This window comes from Lacinutrix sp., assembly GCF_023299985.1.
In the GTDB taxonomy this organism is placed as follows: domain Bacteria; phylum Bacteroidota; class Bacteroidia; order Flavobacteriales; family Flavobacteriaceae; genus Lacinutrix.
Genome location: NZ_JALZVX010000128.1, coordinates 1 through 19,350 on the forward strand (window position 1 = coordinate 1; position 19,350 = coordinate 19,350).

Below are 19,350 nucleotides of genomic sequence, written 5' to 3' on the forward strand. Positions count from 1 at the left end.
TTATTATTATTATTATTATTATTATTATTATTTATTTCATATAAATTATTAAATGTTATAGCTGCTTTAAGATACTCTCCATTTGTATAAAATGCATTTGCTTCTAATAATAAGTCATTTTCTTTGTCTTGAGAGAAAGAAAAACTGCATAATAAAACAAATAAAATTATAAGTAATGACTGTTTTAGCATAGTAAACATAAAATTATTAACCAAAAAAAACCACTAGAGGAAGTGGTTTTTTTATTAAAATTGATTTTTTTTTATAATTATAAACCAAACTTTGTTTTTATTGCGTTGGCTTTTTCGGTACTACCTAGAGCGATATAAATATTATAAAGCTGCTGACCAATATCGGAATTAGCTTTAGGATTATTTGATATAAAAGTTTCTAGAACTTCAGCTCCAGATTTAAATAAGTTAGACTTATCTATTTTTAATTTATCATACTTAGCATTATCTGCAGCACTATTACCTAGAGAATTTAATTTTTCATTTAAACTATTACCTTCATTAATAAAGGTTGTAGATAAATTTAAAGCGGCATTAGAATGAGTTGTATCTATTTTAAGTGCGTTTTTATAATAAGCTCTAGCTTCAGCTAGTTTTCCAGAATCAAATGAGATAACTCCTAAATTATAAAGTAAACTTACATTATTAGGATCATTAGAAACAGCTTCCTCAATAAGTTTTCCGTATTCTTTAATGTTTCCTAATTTATATTGAACGTTAGCTTCAGTAAGAATTAAATCTGAATTTGAAGAGTCTGCAGCTCTTGCGTCTTTAATAGCTTCTAAAGCTTTTTCATTCTTATCTTGACTAACATAAATTAAAGCTATTTGCTTTGCAATCTCTGCTGCTTTAGATTCAGACATTCTTTCACCTGGTGATATGTGAGATTTAGCTCTATTAACGTACAAATCTCGAGTAGACTTCTCATATATTTCTTCAACTCCAGTTTCCTTGTTTATAGCAAAATATTCCTTTACTACACCTGTATAACCAATGTCTTTTAAAAGTTTATAATGCTTTAACGCAGAATCAAAATCTTGCGCTTGAACAGAACTTACAGCAGCATAATACAAATAAGATTCATCTTTTGGAACTAACTTATACAACATTAAAAAGTAACTAGAAGCTTGCGCATATTTTCCAGCAGTATATAATTTATTAGCTTTTACCAATAATTCATTTTGAATATTATTTATAGTAACACCTATATTATCAACATGCTTTTCATCAACTTTAGATAAATCACTAATAGCAGTATCAAAATCGGCTATATTTCCTGTTCCATTTGCATACAGCGCTTTAGCTCTATTAAAATAAAACTTAGACTTCATTTTATCATCCATACTACCAAGCATAGATTCTAATTGATTTGCGGTAGTTTTGGCTTCGGCAAAATTGTTGCTTTTAACAGCTTTTTCTAAGGTTTTCAATTCTTTCTTTTGTGCAAAAGAAAAAAGAGTAACAAATAAAGCTAGAGAGAGGATTAATTGTTTTTTCATTAGTTTTTGTTTTTAAAATATTCTTAAAAATAAGAATTAATTTTTAATTAATTATTTATTCTTCTTCGCTAGAAGCAACAGTCGTGCCATTTTCAGAATCATCAGTGTTTTTGGATACTTTGGAGATTATTACATTTCCATCTTCATCTAATTCCACTTCATCTTCTTCATGCATTACTTTTGCAACTGCTGCAATAGAATCTTTCCCTTTTAAGTTTATTAGTTTAACACCTTGTGTTGCTCGACCCATAACACGCAAATCAGCAACTGCCATTCTAATAGCAACACCAGATTTATTGATAATCATTAAATCATCTTCATCTGTTACATTTTTTATAGATACTAAATTACCAGTTTTTTCTGTAACAGAAATTGTTTTCACACCTTTTCCACCACGATTTGTAATTCTATAATCTTCTAAACTAGAACGCTTACCATAGCCATTCTCTGAAACTACCAATATGTTACTTTCCATATCATCTACTGCAATCATACCAATAACTTCATCGGTTTTTTCATCTTGCAAACGAATACCACGAACTCCAGATGCTCCACGTCCCATTGGTCGTGTTTTAGCTTCTTCGAATCTAATAGCTTTACCAGATTTTAATGCTAACATAACTTGGCTTTCACCTGTTGTTAATTTAGCTTCTAATAAGGTATCACCATCTTTAATAGTTATGGCATTAATACCGTTAGTTCTTGGTCTAGAGTATTGCTCTAAAGAAGTCTTTTTAACTTGTCCTTTTTTAGTAGCCATAATTACGTAATGACTATTTACATAATCTTCATCTTTTAAATCTTGAGTACAAATAAAAGCCATCACTTTATCGTCTTGCTCAATATTTATAAGGTTTTGGATTGCACGACCTTTAGATGTTTTACTACCTTCTGGAATTTCGTAAACACGCATCCAGAAACACTTCCCTTTTTGTGTGAAAAACAACATGTATTGGTGGTTTGTACCAACAAATAAATGTTCTAAGAAATCTTCGTTACGAGTAGTTGATGCTTTTTGTCCAACGCCTCCTCTATTTTGAGTTTTATATTCTGTTAGAGAAGTACGTTTAATATATCCAGCATGAGAAATAGTAATCACTACTTTTTCATCTGGAATCATGTCTTCAATACTTAAATCTCCTCCAGCATATTCTATTACAGAACGACGCTCATCTCCATATTTATCACGAATAACAACTAATTCATCCTTAATAATTGTCATTCTTTGCTCTTCACTGCCAAGAATACCTTTTAAGTTTTCAATAGTTTTCATGATTTCTTCGAATTCCTTACGAAGTTTATCTTGCTCTAAACCTGTTAATTGACGCAAACGCATCTCTACTATGGCTTTAGCTTGAATTTCGGACAGTTTAAAACGTTCAATTAAATTATTACGTGCTTCATCTCCATTAGAAGATGCTCTAATAATTTTTATTACTTCATCTATATTATCTGAAGCTATAATTAAACCTTCTAATATGTGTGCACGTTCTTCAGCCTTACGTAGTTCGTATTTTGTACGTCTTACAACAACCTCATGTCTGTGTTCAACAAAATATTGAATTAATTGTTTTAAATTCAATAATTGCGGACGCCCTTTTACAAGCGCTATATTATTTACACTAAAAGACGATTGTAACGCTGTGTATTTGTATAATTTATTTAAAACGATATTAGGTATTGCATCACGTTTTAAAACGTAAACAATACGCATTCCGTTTCTGTCAGACTCATCTCTAATGGTAGAGATACCTTCTAATTTCTTATCGTTTATTAAATCGGCAGTTTTTTTAATCATATCTGCCTTGTTCACTTGGTAAGGAATTTCTGTTACAATAACACATTCTCTACCTTGCACTTCTTCGATGTTGGCATTTGCTCGCATGACAATTCGTCCACGACCAGTATGAAAAGCTTCTTTTACACCATCGTAACCATAAATTGTTCCTCCTGTTGGAAAATCTGGCGCTTTAACGTGTTGTATTAGTTCATCTATTTCTATATCATTATTATCAATGTAAGCAATAGTTCCATCTACAACTTCTGTTAAGTTATGAGGTGGCATATTGGTTGCCATACCTACTGCTATACCAGAAGCTCCATTTACTAATAAACCTGGAATACGCGTTGGAAGTACTGTTGGCTCTTCTAAAGTATCATCAAAATTTAATTTATGGTCTACAGTTTCTTTATCAATATCTGCAAGCATATCCTCAGATATTTTACGCATTCTTGCTTCTGTATAACGCATTGCTGCTGGACTATCACCATCTACAGAACCAAAGTTACCTTGTCCATCAACCAACATGTAACGTAAACTCCATTCTTGAGCCATACGTACCATTGCGTCGTAAACAGAGGTATCACCATGTGGATGATACTTACCTAAAACTTCACCAACTATTCTTGCAGACTTTTTGTGTGCACTATTTGCTCTAACACCTAGCTCATGCATACCATAAAGCACACGTCTATGTACTGGTTTTAAACCATCTCTTACGTCTGGTAAAGCACGTGACACAATAACTGACATAGAATAATCTATGTAAGCCGATTTCATTTCATCTTCAATGTTAATAGGAATAATTTTCTCTCCTTCTATCATATATATAAATGTTATATTATTCGGTAATTTTCAAAACATGCTAATATAAATATTTCAATAGTCATAGTAAGACTTTCACTTCTTATTTTTGAGACTATTTATTAACAATTCAAATACCCTTTTTCGTTAATAACTATCTTGTTAATTGTTTTGATTTTATAAACTTTTTTTTGTCTATTAGCATAGAATACCATGTCTAGATTGAAATAGCTGAATAAAATGCCCTTATTCCCTTTCTATTGCTGTAAAAAACTAAACTATTTATTAAGTTATGGTTTGCTTTTTACATTGTATAAAGAAAAAATAATCATTTTATTTATTAGTGATTTTAAATAATGATTGGTATAACATAATATTTAAGGAATAGTTTTTGCCATTGATATTATGATTCACTAAATTTATTGACGAAAGGAACAAACTATATGGATGATAATTTTTCACCAAGAGTAAAGGATGTAATTGCTTACAGTAAAGAGGAAGCACTTCGTTTAGGTCACGATTTTATTGGCACAGAACACCTTATGCTTGGTTTACTAAGAGATGGAAATGGTAAAGCGATAAATATACTAAACGCACTAGATATAGACTTAAATCATTTAAGACGTAAAGTCGAAATTTTAAGTCCAGCAAATCCTAATGTTACCATTACCTCCAACGACAAAAAAAACTTGCATTTAACAAGGCAAGCAGAACGTGCTTTAAAAACCACTTTTTTAGAAGCAAAACTGTTTCAAAGCACCTCTATTAACACAGCACATTTACTATTGTGTATTTTAAGAAATGAAAACGATCCCACAACCAAACTTTTAAATAAGTTAAAAGTGGATTACGATAATGTTAAAGAACAATTTAAGTCTATGCTTACAAACGACGATAATTATAACGATACTTTGGGCGAACCAAAAGCCGAGTCTTTTCAAGATGAAAACTCAAAAGAAGATGATGGTAACGCATCTAAAGATATATTTAATACACCAACAGGAAAGAGTAATAAGAAATCTAAAACACCAGTTTTAGATAATTTTGGTAGAGATCTTACTGCAATGGCAGAAGAAGGAAAATTAGATCCTGTGGTTGGACGTGAAAAAGAAATTGAGCGTGTGTCTCAAATTTTATCACGTAGAAAAAAGAACAACCCATTACTTATTGGTGAACCTGGAGTTGGTAAAAGTGCCATTGCAGAAGGTTTAGCTAATAGAATTGTAAAACGTAAAGTATCTCGTATTCTTTTTGGAAAACGTGTAGTTACTTTAGATTTAGCAAGTTTAGTCGCTGGAACAAAATACAGAGGGCAGTTTGAAGAGCGCATGAAAGCTGTTATGAACGAGCTTGAAAAAAACGATGATGTTATTTTGTTTATAGACGAAATACATACTATCGTTGGTGCTGGTGGAGCAACAGGAAGTTTAGACGCGTCTAACATGTTTAAACCTGCCTTAGCAAGAGGTGAAATACAATGTATTGGTGCCACAACTTTAGATGAATACAGACAGTACATCGAAAAAGATGGTGCTCTAGAGCGCAGATTTCAAAAAGTAATAGTCGAACCAACTACTGTTGAAGAAACTATAGAAATTCTTAATAACATTAAAGGTAAATACGAAGAACATCACAATGTTGAATATACTCCAGAAGCTATTGAAGCATGTGTAAAACTTACTAATAGATACATGACAGAACGTTATCTGCCAGACAAAGCTATTGATGCTTTAGATGAAGCTGGATCTCGTGTACACATTACTAATATTGATGTTCCTAAACAAATTATTGAGCTAGAGAAAAAGCTTGAAGAAGTTAAGGAAACAAAAAATTCGGTTGTTAAAAAACAGAAATACGAAGAAGCAGCACGTTTACGTGATGACGAAAAAAGATTAGAAAAAGAGCTAGCAGTTGCCCAAGAAAAATGGGAAGAAGACACCAAGCTTAACAAAGAAATAGTATCTGAAGATAATGTGGCAGATGTTGTTTCTATGATGACAGGTGTTCCTGTAAATAGAATTGCACAAACAGAAAGTAACAAGCTAGCAGAATTACCAGATCTTATTAACGGAAAAGTTATTGGTCAAGACGAAGCAGTTGCAAAAGTTGTAAAAGCCATTCAAAGAAATCGTGCTGGACTTAAAGACCCGAACAAGCCAATTGGTTCATTTATATTTTTAGGTCAAACAGGAGTTGGTAAAACACAACTAGCTAAAGTGTTATCTCGTGAGTTATTTGACAGTGAAGAGTCACTTATTAGAATAGATATGAGTGAATACATGGAGAAATTTGCCATCTCTCGTTTAGTTGGTGCACCTCCAGGATATGTTGGTTACGAAGAAGGTGGACAACTTACAGAAAAAGTAAGACGTAAACCTTACGCTGTTATTCTTTTAGATGAAATTGAAAAGGCACATCCAGATGTTTTTAATATGCTTTTACAAGTTTTAGACGATGGATATTTAACAGATTCTTTAGGACGTAAAATAGATTTTAGAAACACCATTATTATTATGACTTCTAATATTGGAGCTCGTAAACTTAAAGATTTTGGTACAGGAATTGGATTTGGAACAGCTTCACAAAAATCTCAAGAAGATGCTAATGCACGTGCAGTAATACAAAATGCATTAAAAAAATCTTTTGCACCAGAATTTTTAAACAGAATAGACGATGTTGTAGTTTTTAATGCACTTGAAAAAGATGATATTAATAAAATTATTGATATCGAGTTAGAAATACTTCTAAAACGTATTAAAGGACTTGGTTACGAATTAGAATTAACTACTGCTGCTAAAGATTATATAGCAGAAAAAGGATTCGATAAGCAATATGGTGCAAGACCATTAAAACGTGCTATACAAAAGTATGTTGAAGATGCTTTAGCTGAAGAGATTATTACTTCTAAAGTTTCTGAAGGTGATAAAATAATTATGGATTTAGATTCTGAAACAGACGACATAATTATTAAGATTGAAAAAGCTGAAAAGCCTACGGAATCTTAAAACCAACACGATATTAATTCTTAATTAATATATAATTAATTAGAATTAAATGTATTTAATAAAGCTCGAGAATATTAATATTCTTGAGCTTTATCATTTTATAATTTCTATTATTAATTTTTAAAATAAAATACTATTCGTTAATTAAAAACTAAACAGATAAACAGATAATTTGGTATTTTGTAGATAAAACACTCTATAATTTGAGTGAAAATGTTTTTTTAAAAAATGTTTTTATAATTTTAAAAAATTATTAAACCTACTTGAAAATGCGCCAAATAATCACACTCCCATTTTGTAACCTAGAAATAAATAACCAAATAGTAATAGCTACCATAAATGAAGGTATTCACTTAACTTTAGATATGAGTGAAGAAATAATCCTGGCTGTATTTAACAGCTTAGGAGATAAACCTACCATTTATATAACTAATAGAGTTAATTCTTATTCTGTAGATCCAACATTATACAGTAGTTTAATAAAAGTTAAAAACATAAAAGGATTTGGTATTGTAATCCACGAAAACAACACTAGTAAGAGTGTTGAAGTTGAAAGTTTATTTTATAAGAACAAGTTTGAATATTTTAATAGTATTAAAGATGCTAAACTTTGGGGAAACAAGAGATTAGCTAATAGTTTGGCTAGCTAAATCTATTTCAATACTAGATTTATACACCATAATTATTTAAAAACAACTCTTCAATCTCAATATCCATATCGCTTAAAAACTGAATTGAAGCTTCAATATCGTCATGTAATACGCGATCTTTTTTAACAAAGGATACTTCTTTTCTATAAAGCTCTAAAAAAGATTCTAAAAATGGAGACGTTTTTAGTGGATTTCTAAACGCGATTGCTTGACTTGCATTCATCAACTCAATTGCAATAACACGTTCTACATTTTTAATTAATCTATAGGCTTGTGTAGCAGCATTTGCTCCCATACTAACGTGGTCTTCTTGTCCGTTACTAGATACAATACTATCTACACTTGCAGGTGTTGCCAATTGTTTGTTTGCGCTTACAATACTTGCTGCAGTGTATTGCGGAATCATAAAACCAGAATTCAATCCTGGATTGTCTACCAAAAATGCTGGCAACCCTCTTAAACCTGATACTAATTGAAATACACGACGTTCAGAAATATTACCAATTTCTGCCATAGCAATTTTTAAATAGTCTAATGCTAAAGCTAATGGTTGCCCATGAAAATTTCCGCCAGAAATAATTAAATCTTCCTCAGGAAAAATATTTGGATTATCTGTAACCGAGTTTATTTCGGTTAAAATAGTTTTCTCAACAAAATCTAAAGTATCCTTTGTTGCACCATGTACTTGAGGAATACATCTAAAAGAATAAGGATCTTGTACGTGTTCTTTTTCTCGGGTAATTAATTCGCTTCCTTTTAAAAACTCGTTAAAACGTCGTGCAACTTTTAATTGTCCAGGATGTGGACGCACTTGGTGTATTAAATCGTTAAAAGGCTCTACTCTACCATCAAAAGCATCTAATGAAATACAAGCAATAACATCTGCCAAATAAGATGTTTTATGAGACATTAGTAATAAATATACACCGTAAGCACTCATAAACTGTGTTCCGTTTAGTAGCGCTAGACCTTCTTTAGCTTCTAATTCTATTGGTTTCCAATTAAACTTTTTAAGTATCTCGCTTGCTGTAAATTCTTTTTTATCGTGTACTACCTTTCCTTTACCAATTAATGGTAATGCTAAATGTGCTAAAGGTGCTAAATCTCCAGAAGCACCTAAAGAGCCTTGTGTAAATACAAAAGGAAATACATCATTATTAAAAAAGTCTATTAATCTATTTACCGTTTCTATTTGTACACCACTATGTCCATAACTTAAAGACTGTATTTTTAAAAGTAACATTACTTTTACTATAGACTCTGGAACACGTTCTCCTGTACCACAAGCATGAGACATTACTAAGTTTTCTTGCAGTTTTGTTAAGTCGTTTTTAGAAATTTCTACATTGTATAATGAACCAAAACCAGTATTAATACCATAAAAAGGTTTTTCGGCTTCATCTAATTTTTTATTTAAATAAGCTTTACACGTTTTAATTTTTTGTGCCGATTCTTTAGATAATTTTAGCTTTTTCTTGTCTTTAAAAATATTGTAAATGGTTACAATGTCTAGTTTTTTTGAAGATATATGGTGTATGTTATTCATTATAGTTTGTTAAAGTCCATCAAAAATGAGTAAATGCAAATTACTATGCAAATTATATTAATAATTTATGAAATTCTCTAACTAATCTACTACTTTTGAAAAAACTTATAAATAATTAAATAAAATGAAAAAATTATTATTGTGCTTATCTGTTTTAGCAATTGTTGCTTGTAAGCAAGAAGCTCCAAAAGATTATGTTACATTTTCTGGAAAAATTGAAAACCAAAGTAGTGATTCTGTAGTATTAAGAACACGTACTACTTCTAAAACCTTTAAAGTAAATAAAGATGGTACTTTTAAAGATACATTAAAAGTAGAGACTGGTATGTTTAATTTTTATGATGGAAATGAAAGCACCAACATCTATTTAAAAAATGGTTATGATTTAAAACTAACGTTAGATACTAAAGAATTTAATAAAACTTTAAAATTCTCTGGTAGTGGTTCTGAATCTAACAACTATTTAGTTGAAAAAGCAATGATGCAAGAAAACTTAATTGCACCAAGTATTTTTGATCTTGAGGAAGCAAATTTTAATGCTAGAGTTGTGGAACTTGAAAAAGAAATGAATACTTTTTTAGAAACAAATTCTAAAGATTTAGATTCTTTGCTTTTAGCTAACGAGAAAATGCAGATTACACAATTTATACCTGGTATTACTCAAGCTTATAAACAACAACAAGCAAGAGCTTCACAGTTTACCTCTTTTGTAGGAAAACCTTCTCCAGATTTTGCTAACTATGAAAACATAAAAGGTGGAAAAACATCTTTAGCAGATTTAAGAGGAAAATATGTGTACATAGATTTATGGGCAACATGGTGTGGACCTTGTATTAGAGAAATTCCTTCTCTTAAAGAAGTTGAAAAAGAATTTCATGGTAAAAACATAGAGTTTGTAAGTATCTCTGTAGATAATGGTCGTGGTTACAAAGCAGAAACTAAAGAAGAGGCTGCAAAATTAGCTCATGAAGGTTGGAAAAAAATGATAGCAGATAGAGATCTTGGAGGTATGCAATTATTTGCAGATAATGGTTTTAGATCTAGTTTTGTTCAAGGTTATAAAGTAAATGGAATTCCGCGTTTTATTTTAATAGATCCAGCTGGAAATGTTATTAATGCAGATGCGCCAAGACCTTCTAGCTCTAAATTAAGAACAGTTTTAAATGGCTTAGAAAATATATAATTTTAAGCAAATAGATTATTCATAAAAAAACCGAGATTTTCATCTCGGTTTTTTTTATGTCCTTATTTTCTTGTGTTCTTTTTACTTTGTTGTTCTGTATCGTCTACATTTTCAACTTGAGGCTGCTCTGGTTGTTTAAACAAGTCTAAATAGGCTAAACTAATACCCTCTATAACATCACTAGCTATAATACTTTGGTAGCCAAATTTCTCTATTAAAATATCTGCACTTTTACCATGTAAATACACACCAAAAAGCGTTGCTTGTAAAGGATGGTAACCTTGGGAAATTAAACCAGTAACCATTCCTGTTAAAACATCTCCAGTTCCTGCAGTAGCTAGTCCTGGATTTCCTGTAGCATTAATATATAATTTATCGTCGAAAACAGTAATAGTATTTGCACCTTTAATTACCACAATTACTTTATACTTTTTAGCAAATGCTTTTGTTTTCTTTAGTTTATCAAAATCATTTGTCCATTTTCCAACTAATCTTTCTAATTCTTTTGGATGTGGTGTTAAAACCGTCAATTCTGGCATTAGCTTTAATAATGCTTTCTTTTTAGCTAATATGTTAATACCATCTGCATCAATAACTAATGGTGTTTTATTAGCTTTTAAAAACGCTTCGAAAGCAGCTACTGTTTTTGTGTCTGTTCCTATACCAACTCCAATACCAGTAACTGTTGGTTCTATATTAAAATCTATTTTGGTTATTTTTTCATCATTTACATCTGTAATAACCATAGCTTCAGGAAATGCAGTTTGCAATGGTATGTAACCACATTTTGGTATAAAGGCTGTAATTTTTCCTGCTCCTACTCTAAGCGCAGCTTTACTTGCTAGTGTTACTGCTCCAATTTTACCATAACTTCCTCCTATAATTAAGCTATGTCCAAAAGTGCCTTTATGGCTGTATTTTTCACGAGGTTTATAAATAGGTAGTACTTCATTTTTACCAATTAAATCGGCTTCAGTTGGTGTGGCAAATAAATATTCTGGATCTATACCAATATCTAAAACTTCCCATTGTATAGAATATTTTGCTGTCTCAGGTAAAAAGAAAACTAACTTAGGTGTTTGAAAACTAAGTGTATAACCAGCATTAACAACAGCATCCGGATCTTCTACGGCTTTATCAGTATGTAAACCAGATGGAATATCTATAGAAAGTGTATAAGCTTTAGAAGTTCTAAAGTGATTAAACAATCCTTTAATCCAATCATCAATTGGTCTATTTAATCCTATTCCAAAAACAGCATCAACTATAATGTCTTTTTGATCTATAAGTATAGCGCTAAAATCTTCTTTACAACTTAATAATGTTGGCCAGTTCTTTGTAACATTCTTAATACGATCGTAATTAATTAAAAAATCTTTAGAACGCTTATCGCTACAATTTATTACATACGTACTAACATTATAACCATGTGTAATTAAATGTCTTGCTACCACTAAACCATCTCCTCCATTATTGCCAATACCACAAAACACATGAATTGGTACTTGAGCACCTTGCATGCGCATGTGTAACCAATTAAAAATTTGAGTTCCTGCACGTTCCATTAATTCGGTAGAGGCTATTTCTTGACGCTTTTGAGTTTGTAAAACTCCAGCGTAAATTTGTTCTTTCGAGAATATTTTCATCTTTAATTATACTATTATTATAAAGTCTTTAATAATTCCTTAATTCTAGAGTATATAATCCTTCAATTATAAAATTAAAGTGATTAAAAAACAGAATTGTTTAAAAATCATTAATTAAGTTTTGTTATTAATGTAAAAGTAATACATTTCGGTGTCATTTATATAAATAATAAATCAACACTAATGCAAGTATTAAAATTTGGAGGAACTTCTGTAGGTTCTTCAAAAAACATAAATAAAGTAATTTCAATACTAGAAAATTATTCGAAAAACGCTAAAGTAACTTGCGTAGTTTCTGCTGTTGGTGGTATTACAGATAAATTACTTAAAGCTGGAAACTTAGCTAAACTAAATGATAAAAGTTACAAAGCTGATTATGAAGCTATTAAAACTAAACATTTTGAAATTTTAGAAGCACTAATACCAAATGATAATAATGATATTAAAAAAACTTTAGAAGAAAAATTAAAGGATCTTAAAAATGTATTAGAAGGTGTTTTTCTTGTTAGTGAATTATCACCTCAAACATCAGATCGCTTAGTTAGTTATGGTGAGTTATTATCTTCTTTTATTATAGCCGAAACTTTAAAGTCTAGAAATTTTAATGCGGCTAGAAAAAACACACAACAACTTATAGTTACCAATTCTAATTTTAATAATGCAGAAGTTAAATTTAAGCCTACAAATGTTAATATTAGTACTTATTTTAGCGAAGTAACTCAAGATATTACAGTACTTCCTGGATTTATTTCAAAATCAGATCAAGGAGAAATAACAACGCTTGGAAGAGGTGGATCAGACTATACAGCTGCAATCATTTCTGCAGCTTTAAATGTAGATACGCTAGAAATCTGGACAGACGTAAGTGGTATGTACACGGCAAATCCTAAATTGGTAAAACAAGCTTTTCCTGTAGAGCGTATTAGCTATCAAGAAGCAATGGAATTGTCTCATTTTGGAGCCAAAGTTTTGTATCCTCCAACAGTACAACCTGTATTAGATTTAAACATTCCAATCCATATTAAAAACACATTAAAACCTGAAGATAAAGGCACTATAATATCTAGTGAGAATAATAATAAAACGTCTATTGCAACAGGAATCACAAACATTAACAACATTGCACTTTTAACGTTACAAGGCAATGGAATGATTGGAATTCCAGGCTTTTCTAAACGCTTATTTGAAACCTTATCTCAAGAAAAAATTAATATTATACTAATAACTCAAGCATCATCCGAACATACTATATGTTTTGGTATTTTAGAAAACGATGCTATTAAAGCTGAAACTGCAATTAATCTTGCTTTTGAATATGAGATCTCTAAACACAAAATAGATCCAATTATTGTAGAAATGAAGCTGTCAATCATTGCATTAGTTGGCGATAACATGAAAAACCATCAAGGTATTAGCGGTAAAATGTTTAGTGTTTTAGGAAAAAACAATATAAATATTAGAGCGATTGCTCAAGGTGCTTCAGAAAGGAATATCTCTGCTGTAATTTCAGAAAAAGATGTAAAAAAAGCTTTAAATACTATACATGAACGTTTTTTTGAAGATAATGTAAAACAGTTAAATGTCTTTATAACTGGAATTGGTAATGTTGGCGAAAAACTTATTGATCAAATCCATCAACAAAACAACTATTTAAAAAAGAATTTAAAACTAGATGTACGTATTGTTGGTTTGGCTAACTCTAAGAAAATGATTTTCGATTCTGAAGGTATTAATCTAGATAATTGGGCATCAAAATTTCATTATGCAGACAAATCTAGCTTAAACGGCTTTTTAGATAAAATAAAAGAACTCAATCTACGCAATAGCATTTTTGTGGATGTTACAGCAAATGATGCTGTTTCCAAAATGTACGAACACTATTTAAGAAACAGTATTGCAGTTGTTGCTTGTAGTAAAATTGCTTGTTCAAGTACTTATAGTAATTATAAATTATTGCAAGATTTATCTCTTAAATTTAATACAGCTTTTTTATATGAAACTAACGTTGGTGCAGGATTACCAATAATTAATACGCTAAACAATCTTGTAACTTCTGGAGATAAAGTTACTAGTATTCAAGCTGTATTGTCTGGAAGTTTAAATTTTGTTTTTAATAATTTTAGTGATCGTACAAATTTTCATGACATCGTTAAACGTGCACAATTTGAAGGTTATACAGAACCAGATCCTAGAATAGATTTAAGCGGCATTGATGTGGCTAGAAAAATATTAATTTTAGCAAGAGAAAATGGAGGCACAATGGAAATAGAATCTATTGAAAACGACTCTTTTTTAACGCAAGCTAATTTAGAAAGCGATACTGTTGACGATTTCTATAAAACTCTTAAAACAGAAGAAGCACATTTTCAAAAATTATATGCAGATGCTAAAGCTAAAAACTGCCAATTAAAATATGTTGCCGAATTTAAAAACGGAAAAGCTAAAGTTGGTTTACGCGAGATTCCTGAAGGTCATTCATTTTATAATCTAGAAGGAAAAGATAACATTGTTATGTTTTACACAGAACGTTATCCAGATCAGCCATTAATAGTAAAAGGCGCTGGTGCTGGTGCAGATGTAACTGCTTCAGGATTATTTGCAGATATTATAAAAATAGGAAATAAATAAAAGTTTAGTAAGCAATTTGCAGTTGCTGTAATCAGTAATTACTCAGTCTAAAAACAAGTATTAATGTAATTTTAAAAGCACATAATAACTAATAAAATTTGTGAATTCGTGGCATATATAAATAACGAAATAAAAATACTATCTCCTGCAACTGTAGCAAATGTGTCTTGTGGTTTTGATGTTCTAGGTTTTTGCTTAGATAATGTTGGAGATGAAATGATACTACGTAAAACCGAAGAAAAAGGCATTCGTATTACTAAAATTGAAGGTTACAATTTACCTTTTGAAGCTGAATTAAATGTTGCAGGTGTTTCTGCTTTGGCTTTAATTAAAGATGCAAAACCAGAATGTGGATTCGAAATAGAAATTTATAAAAAAATTAAACCTGGAAGTGGTATTGGAAGCAGTTCTGCAAGTGCAGCAGGAAGTGTTTGGGCAATAAACGAGTTATTAGGAAAGCCATACAACACAACACAATTAACCGCTTTCGCCATGAAAGGTGAAGCATTAGCAAGTGGTAGTGAACACGCAGACAACCTCGCTCCTGTTCTTTTTGGAGGTTTTACTTTAGTAAAATCACTTTCTCCTTTACAAATTTTAGAAATCCCAACACCATTCGAATTATATGCTACTATAATCCATCCAGAAATAGAAATAAAAACGTCTGAATCTCGAGCTATTTTACCAAAAGAGATCCCTTTAAAAAATGCTATAACACAATGGGCAAATGTTGGTAGCTTAGTTCATGCAATGCATACCAATGATTATAACTTGTTAGGCCAATCGCTTAACGATGTTATTGTAGAACCATATAGAAGTAAATTGATTCCGCATTTTAATGCTGTTAAAACCGAAAGTTTAAAAACTGGCGCATTAGGTGTTGGTATTTCTGGTTCTGGACCTTCTATTTTTGCATTATCAAAAGGAAAAAAAACGGCTGAATCTGTTGCTGAGGCTATGAAAAACGTGTATTCTAAAACAGATATTAATTTCAATACCTATGTTTCTAAGATTAACACTCAAGGAATAAAAATATTAAATTAAGAAAACAAGAAAAGTCTTCGACAAATTTAGACTGACATTATAGATAACAATTGTCTTTTGTAACTAAATAATTAATTTTAGTTAAAATGACAAATTTGAAAACTAATGTCACATTGAGCTTGTCGAAGTACCATAATAAAAAATAGATTGCCATGTCGTTCGTTCTTGCAATGACAGGTAGTTAGAAAATAAAAATAAAATGAACTACTACTCACTCAACCATAAAGCACCAAATACAACATTTAAAAATGCTGTAATTAAAGGACTCGCTCCAGATAGAGGTTTATATTTCCCAGAAACTATAACACCTCTACCACAATTCTTTTTTGATAATATAGATAATCTAAGCTATTCTGAAATTGCTTACAAAGCAATAGAACAATTTGTAAGTCCAGATATTCCAAAATCAATTTTAAAAACAATTGTAGAAGAAACATTGTCCTTCGATTTTCCAATTGTTAAGCTTAACGATAACATTTCTACTTTAGAGCTATTTCATGGACCAACAATGGCTTTTAAAGATGTTGGTGCACGATTTATGGCACGTTGTTTAGGTTATTTTAATAAAGACAACAGCAACGAAGTAACAGTTTTAGTTGCTACTTCTGGTGATACAGGAGGAGCTGTTGCAAATGGTTTTTTAGGTGTTAAAGGTGTTAATGTGGTTATACTCTATCCTAGCGGAAAAGTGAGCGATATACAAGAAATGCAACTCACAACTTTAGGGCAAAATATTAAAGCTTTAGAAGTAGATGGTGTTTTTGATGATTGCCAAGACATGGTAAAACAAGCTTTTTTAGATCAAGAATTGACTAGTAAAATGCAATTAACGTCTGCAAACTCAATAAACGTTGCACGTTGGATACCACAACTCTTTTACTTTATGTTTGCTTACAAGCAATTACATAAAATGCATAAAGAGATTGTGTTTTCTGTACCAAGTGGAAACTTTGGTAACCTTTGTGCTGGCATGATGGCACAACAATTGGGTTTACCAATCAAGCATTTTATAGCCTCTAACAACGAGAATAATGTGGTGACAAATTATTTAAAAACTGAAGATTATAACCCAAAACCATCTGTGCAAACCATTAGTAATGCCATGGATGTTGGGAATCCAAGTAACTTTATACGTATTCAAGAAATCTATAAAAACAATTTCAATACTTTAAAAAACAACCTATCATCTTATAGTTTTAGCGATGCTGAAACTAAAATTGCTTTAAAAGAAATTTACGACACCTATAACTACGTTGCAGATCCTCATGGTGCTGTTGGCTATTTAGGTTGCAAAGCCTATTTAAAAACTAACCCAAATGCGCATTGTGTATTTTTAGAAACTGCACATCCAACAAAATTTTTAGATGTTGTAGAAGAAGTTATTAAAGAAAAGCAGGTATTGCCTAAACAAATACAGGCAGTTATGGGTAAAACAAAAGTAGCTACTAAGATTAGTAGTTATGATGGTTTAAAAGGTTTCTTGTTCAAGTAAACGTCATTGCGAAGACAGTAATCTATTTACGATTCTATTAAAAATTCCTGCATTCACAGGAATGACAAAACTTTACTTTCTCAAAAAAATAGTCGAACTTTGAATTTATACTAACAGATGATATAAAACATTAAAACGATTTCATATTATATAATACGTTGTGCGCAAGCTAAAAAAACATTGTGACTGAATGAAGAACACCACGATTAACATAAATGAATTAACTATAAGAAAGTTTGTTGAATCATTACGTCCAGAAGATATAGAAATAAGAAAGCAACTTGATATTGGTTATTCTTATGACGGAAAAGTAATAATACTATTCGAAATAAGACCTTTTTGGGACAATCCAAGTGAAATTCAGAATATTGAGTTTGCCAAAATTAGATTTTATAAGTCAAGACGACAATGGAATCTATATTGGATGCGTGCGAGCGGAAAGTGGGAACTTTATAACCCATTTCCAGAATCAACCTATTTAGACAAAATGATTGAAATAATTAAGGAAGATAAACACGGATGCTTTTTTGGATAATACTGAACTAAATATAATTAAAAGAATTGCGTAAGAATTGGATTGCGGATTTGACTGTTTCTATAACATCAGAACTAGCGAAATAGTTACTATTCCAAATTTTGGCCAAATGATGGAAGAAGATGATTTTCGTGATACTTTTGGTGCTGAATTGGAAAAAGTAAATCAAAGCAAAGTGGATTTTATCAAATTTGAGCGTTTGGAGAGTTTTGAGTCGTTTAAAATTATGGAACGATTTGTTGCGATATTAACTGATAAAAATCTTCAGTTAGAATTGGAAAGTATTTTAGCGAATAGAAAACCTTTTCAGAATTTTAAGGATATAATTAACCTTTCAAATTTTAGACAAAGCTGGTTTGATTTTAAACAAAATGAACTGGAAAAAAGAGTAAAAATACAATTAGAAAGCTAAAATCCAGAGTACAATAGTGTATATAAATTCGAACTTATTTTTTTATTACAAAACACCAACTCACTATATATCAACTAAATACTAATTAAAAACATAACCTAATTTCCCATTGTTGTAGCGTATTTTAAACCAGAGACCAGTAATAGTTTTATTTTTCTCTTCCTTTAAAGTTTAATCAATTTTAGATTTCGCAATTAATCTAACATAGCATCTACAAGATGTAAAACAGAAATAATTACTAAGGTTATAAATAAGAATGCACATTACATTTTAGCTACAAAAAGCAATCAAACTCAATTATTAGAACATATTGAAGATAAATTTAGATTTTAAAAATAACAAAAACCACTATTTATAAAACTCTAGACCATGGAACAATAGAGACTAGAAAGCATAGTGTTAATAATGGATCTATATTATACCGTTAAATAATAACTAAAAGCTCTTGAGAACAAACTCTATTAATTACTAAATGTAGTTTTTGATTAGGTTACTTCCAGAAAACAAGTAGGTAACTAAAACTCAAAAAAAAATCTATACTTATTAACATATTCTTAAACATTCTAAAAAAGATTTCAAACCAAAAATTTGAATTAAGAACCTATTATTAACAGGTATTAATATTAAATATTATTAAAAAAAATTTATTTTATTTTTTAACTGTATTTGTGAAATAAACAATTGATTAACCAGTTCGGTAAACCAATTTAGCATGTATTTAAAGAACACATTAAACCACTTCGTTTTATTATTACAACCAACATTATTAACTTAAATTTTAAAATTATGCGTACCACAAATTTTTACAAATTATTTGCAATTACTTTTATTTCTATTGCCTTATTCTCTTGTTCCGAAGAAAATAATATAGAAGAAGTAAACGAAGAAATAAACCTAGATAGTGAACTCGATAATGATGATACCGATTTACTCGAAGCTTTAGATAAAGGTGATTTAGAATTATAGAAAATAACTTTTCCTGTTAATTCTTCAGGAAATTTATCTGGAAATAGCGATGCTGCCGAAGACAAAGATCTAGAAGCTTGGCTAAACAACAATCCAAATGATGATTACTTTTTTGAAAACGGAGCCGAAAACAAGTTGAGCTTTAATGC

General features: G+C 30.4%; 14 protein-coding genes. 9 read left to right on the forward strand and 5 right to left on the reverse strand.

Going from position 1 to position 19,350, the window contains the following annotated elements; genetic code table 11:
- The 3 genes from Q0C58_RS06840 to gyrA all read right to left on the reverse strand — a co-directional run.
- A partial coding sequence (locus tag Q0C58_RS06840; protein ID WP_290699162.1) for a hypothetical protein occupies positions 1–191 on the reverse strand: 191 nt, incomplete at its 3' end.
- Positions 192–268: 77 nt separating this feature from the next.
- Complete coding sequence (locus tag Q0C58_RS06845; protein WP_290699164.1) at positions 269–1,510, reverse strand: tetratricopeptide repeat protein; 1,242 nt, start codon at positions 1,508–1,510, stop codon at positions 269–271.
- Between the two features lie 55 nt (positions 1,511–1,565).
- A complete protein-coding gene (gene gyrA, locus Q0C58_RS06850) occupies positions 1,566–4,115 on the reverse strand; it encodes a DNA gyrase subunit A (RefSeq protein WP_290699166.1) in 2,550 nt (849 codons plus the stop codon).
- A 422-nt stretch (positions 4,116–4,537) separates the two neighbouring features.
- On the opposite strand from gyrA, the gene Q0C58_RS06855 reads away from it, so the two are divergent.
- Together Q0C58_RS06855 and Q0C58_RS06860 are read left to right on the forward strand one after the other, a co-directional pair.
- A complete protein-coding gene (locus Q0C58_RS06855; protein ID WP_290699187.1) occupies positions 4,538–7,099 on the forward strand; it encodes an ATP-dependent Clp protease ATP-binding subunit in 2,562 nt (853 codons plus the stop codon).
- Positions 7,100–7,368: 269 nt separating this feature from the next.
- Positions 7,369–7,749 carry a hypothetical protein gene (locus tag Q0C58_RS06860; RefSeq protein ID WP_290699169.1) on the forward strand — a complete coding sequence of 127 codons (381 nt, stop codon included), beginning with the start codon at positions 7,369–7,371 and terminating at the stop codon, positions 7,747–7,749.
- Positions 7,750–7,768: 19 nt separating this feature from the next.
- On the opposite strand, the gene hutH is transcribed toward Q0C58_RS06860, so the two are convergent.
- The gene (gene hutH, locus Q0C58_RS06865; protein ID WP_290699171.1) at positions 7,769–9,295 is read right to left on the reverse strand and encodes a histidine ammonia-lyase; all 1,527 of its coding nucleotides are present in this window, start codon (positions 9,293–9,295) and stop codon (positions 7,769–7,771) included.
- Between the two features lie 124 nt (positions 9,296–9,419).
- On the opposite strand from hutH, the gene Q0C58_RS06870 reads away from it, so the two are divergent.
- Positions 9,420–10,478 carry a TlpA disulfide reductase family protein gene (locus Q0C58_RS06870; RefSeq protein ID WP_290699173.1) on the forward strand — a complete coding sequence of 353 codons (1,059 nt, stop codon included), beginning with the start codon at positions 9,420–9,422 and terminating at the stop codon, positions 10,476–10,478.
- Between the two features lie 62 nt (positions 10,479–10,540).
- Here the strand turns inward: Q0C58_RS06870 and Q0C58_RS06875 are convergent, their stop codons facing one another.
- On the reverse strand, positions 10,541–12,124 hold the full coding sequence (locus Q0C58_RS06875; RefSeq protein WP_290699175.1) for an NAD(P)H-hydrate dehydratase: 1,584 nt from the start codon (positions 12,122–12,124) through the stop codon (positions 10,541–10,543).
- 183 nt (positions 12,125–12,307) lie between these two features.
- Between Q0C58_RS06875 and thrA the strand changes: the two genes are divergently transcribed.
- From thrA to Q0C58_RS06905, 6 genes are all read left to right on the forward strand, one after another.
- Positions 12,308–14,752, forward strand: coding sequence for a bifunctional aspartate kinase/homoserine dehydrogenase I (gene thrA, locus Q0C58_RS06880; protein ID WP_290699177.1), 2,445 nt, complete (start codon positions 12,308–12,310; stop codon positions 14,750–14,752).
- 117 nt (positions 14,753–14,869) lie between these two features.
- Positions 14,870–15,796 (forward strand): homoserine kinase, encoded by a 927-nt coding sequence (locus tag Q0C58_RS06885; RefSeq protein ID WP_290699189.1) that lies wholly within the window; start codon positions 14,870–14,872, stop codon positions 15,794–15,796.
- A gap of 199 nt (positions 15,797–15,995) precedes the next feature.
- Complete coding sequence (thrC, locus tag Q0C58_RS06890; protein ID WP_290699179.1) at positions 15,996–17,288, forward strand: threonine synthase; 1,293 nt, start codon at positions 15,996–15,998, stop codon at positions 17,286–17,288.
- 190 nt (positions 17,289–17,478) lie between these two features.
- On the forward strand, positions 17,479–17,823 hold the full coding sequence (locus Q0C58_RS06895) for a DUF3024 domain-containing protein (RefSeq protein WP_290699181.1): 345 nt from the start codon (positions 17,479–17,481) through the stop codon (positions 17,821–17,823).
- A gap of 109 nt (positions 17,824–17,932) precedes the next feature.
- Positions 17,933–18,235 carry a UPF0158 family protein gene (locus Q0C58_RS06900; RefSeq protein ID WP_290699183.1) on the forward strand — a complete coding sequence of 101 codons (303 nt, stop codon included), beginning with the start codon at positions 17,933–17,935 and terminating at the stop codon, positions 18,233–18,235.
- 786 nt (positions 18,236–19,021) lie between these two features.
- A complete protein-coding gene (locus Q0C58_RS06905) occupies positions 19,022–19,201 on the forward strand; it encodes a hypothetical protein (protein WP_290699185.1) in 180 nt (59 codons plus the stop codon).
- Positions 19,202–19,350: the final 149 nt, after the last annotated feature.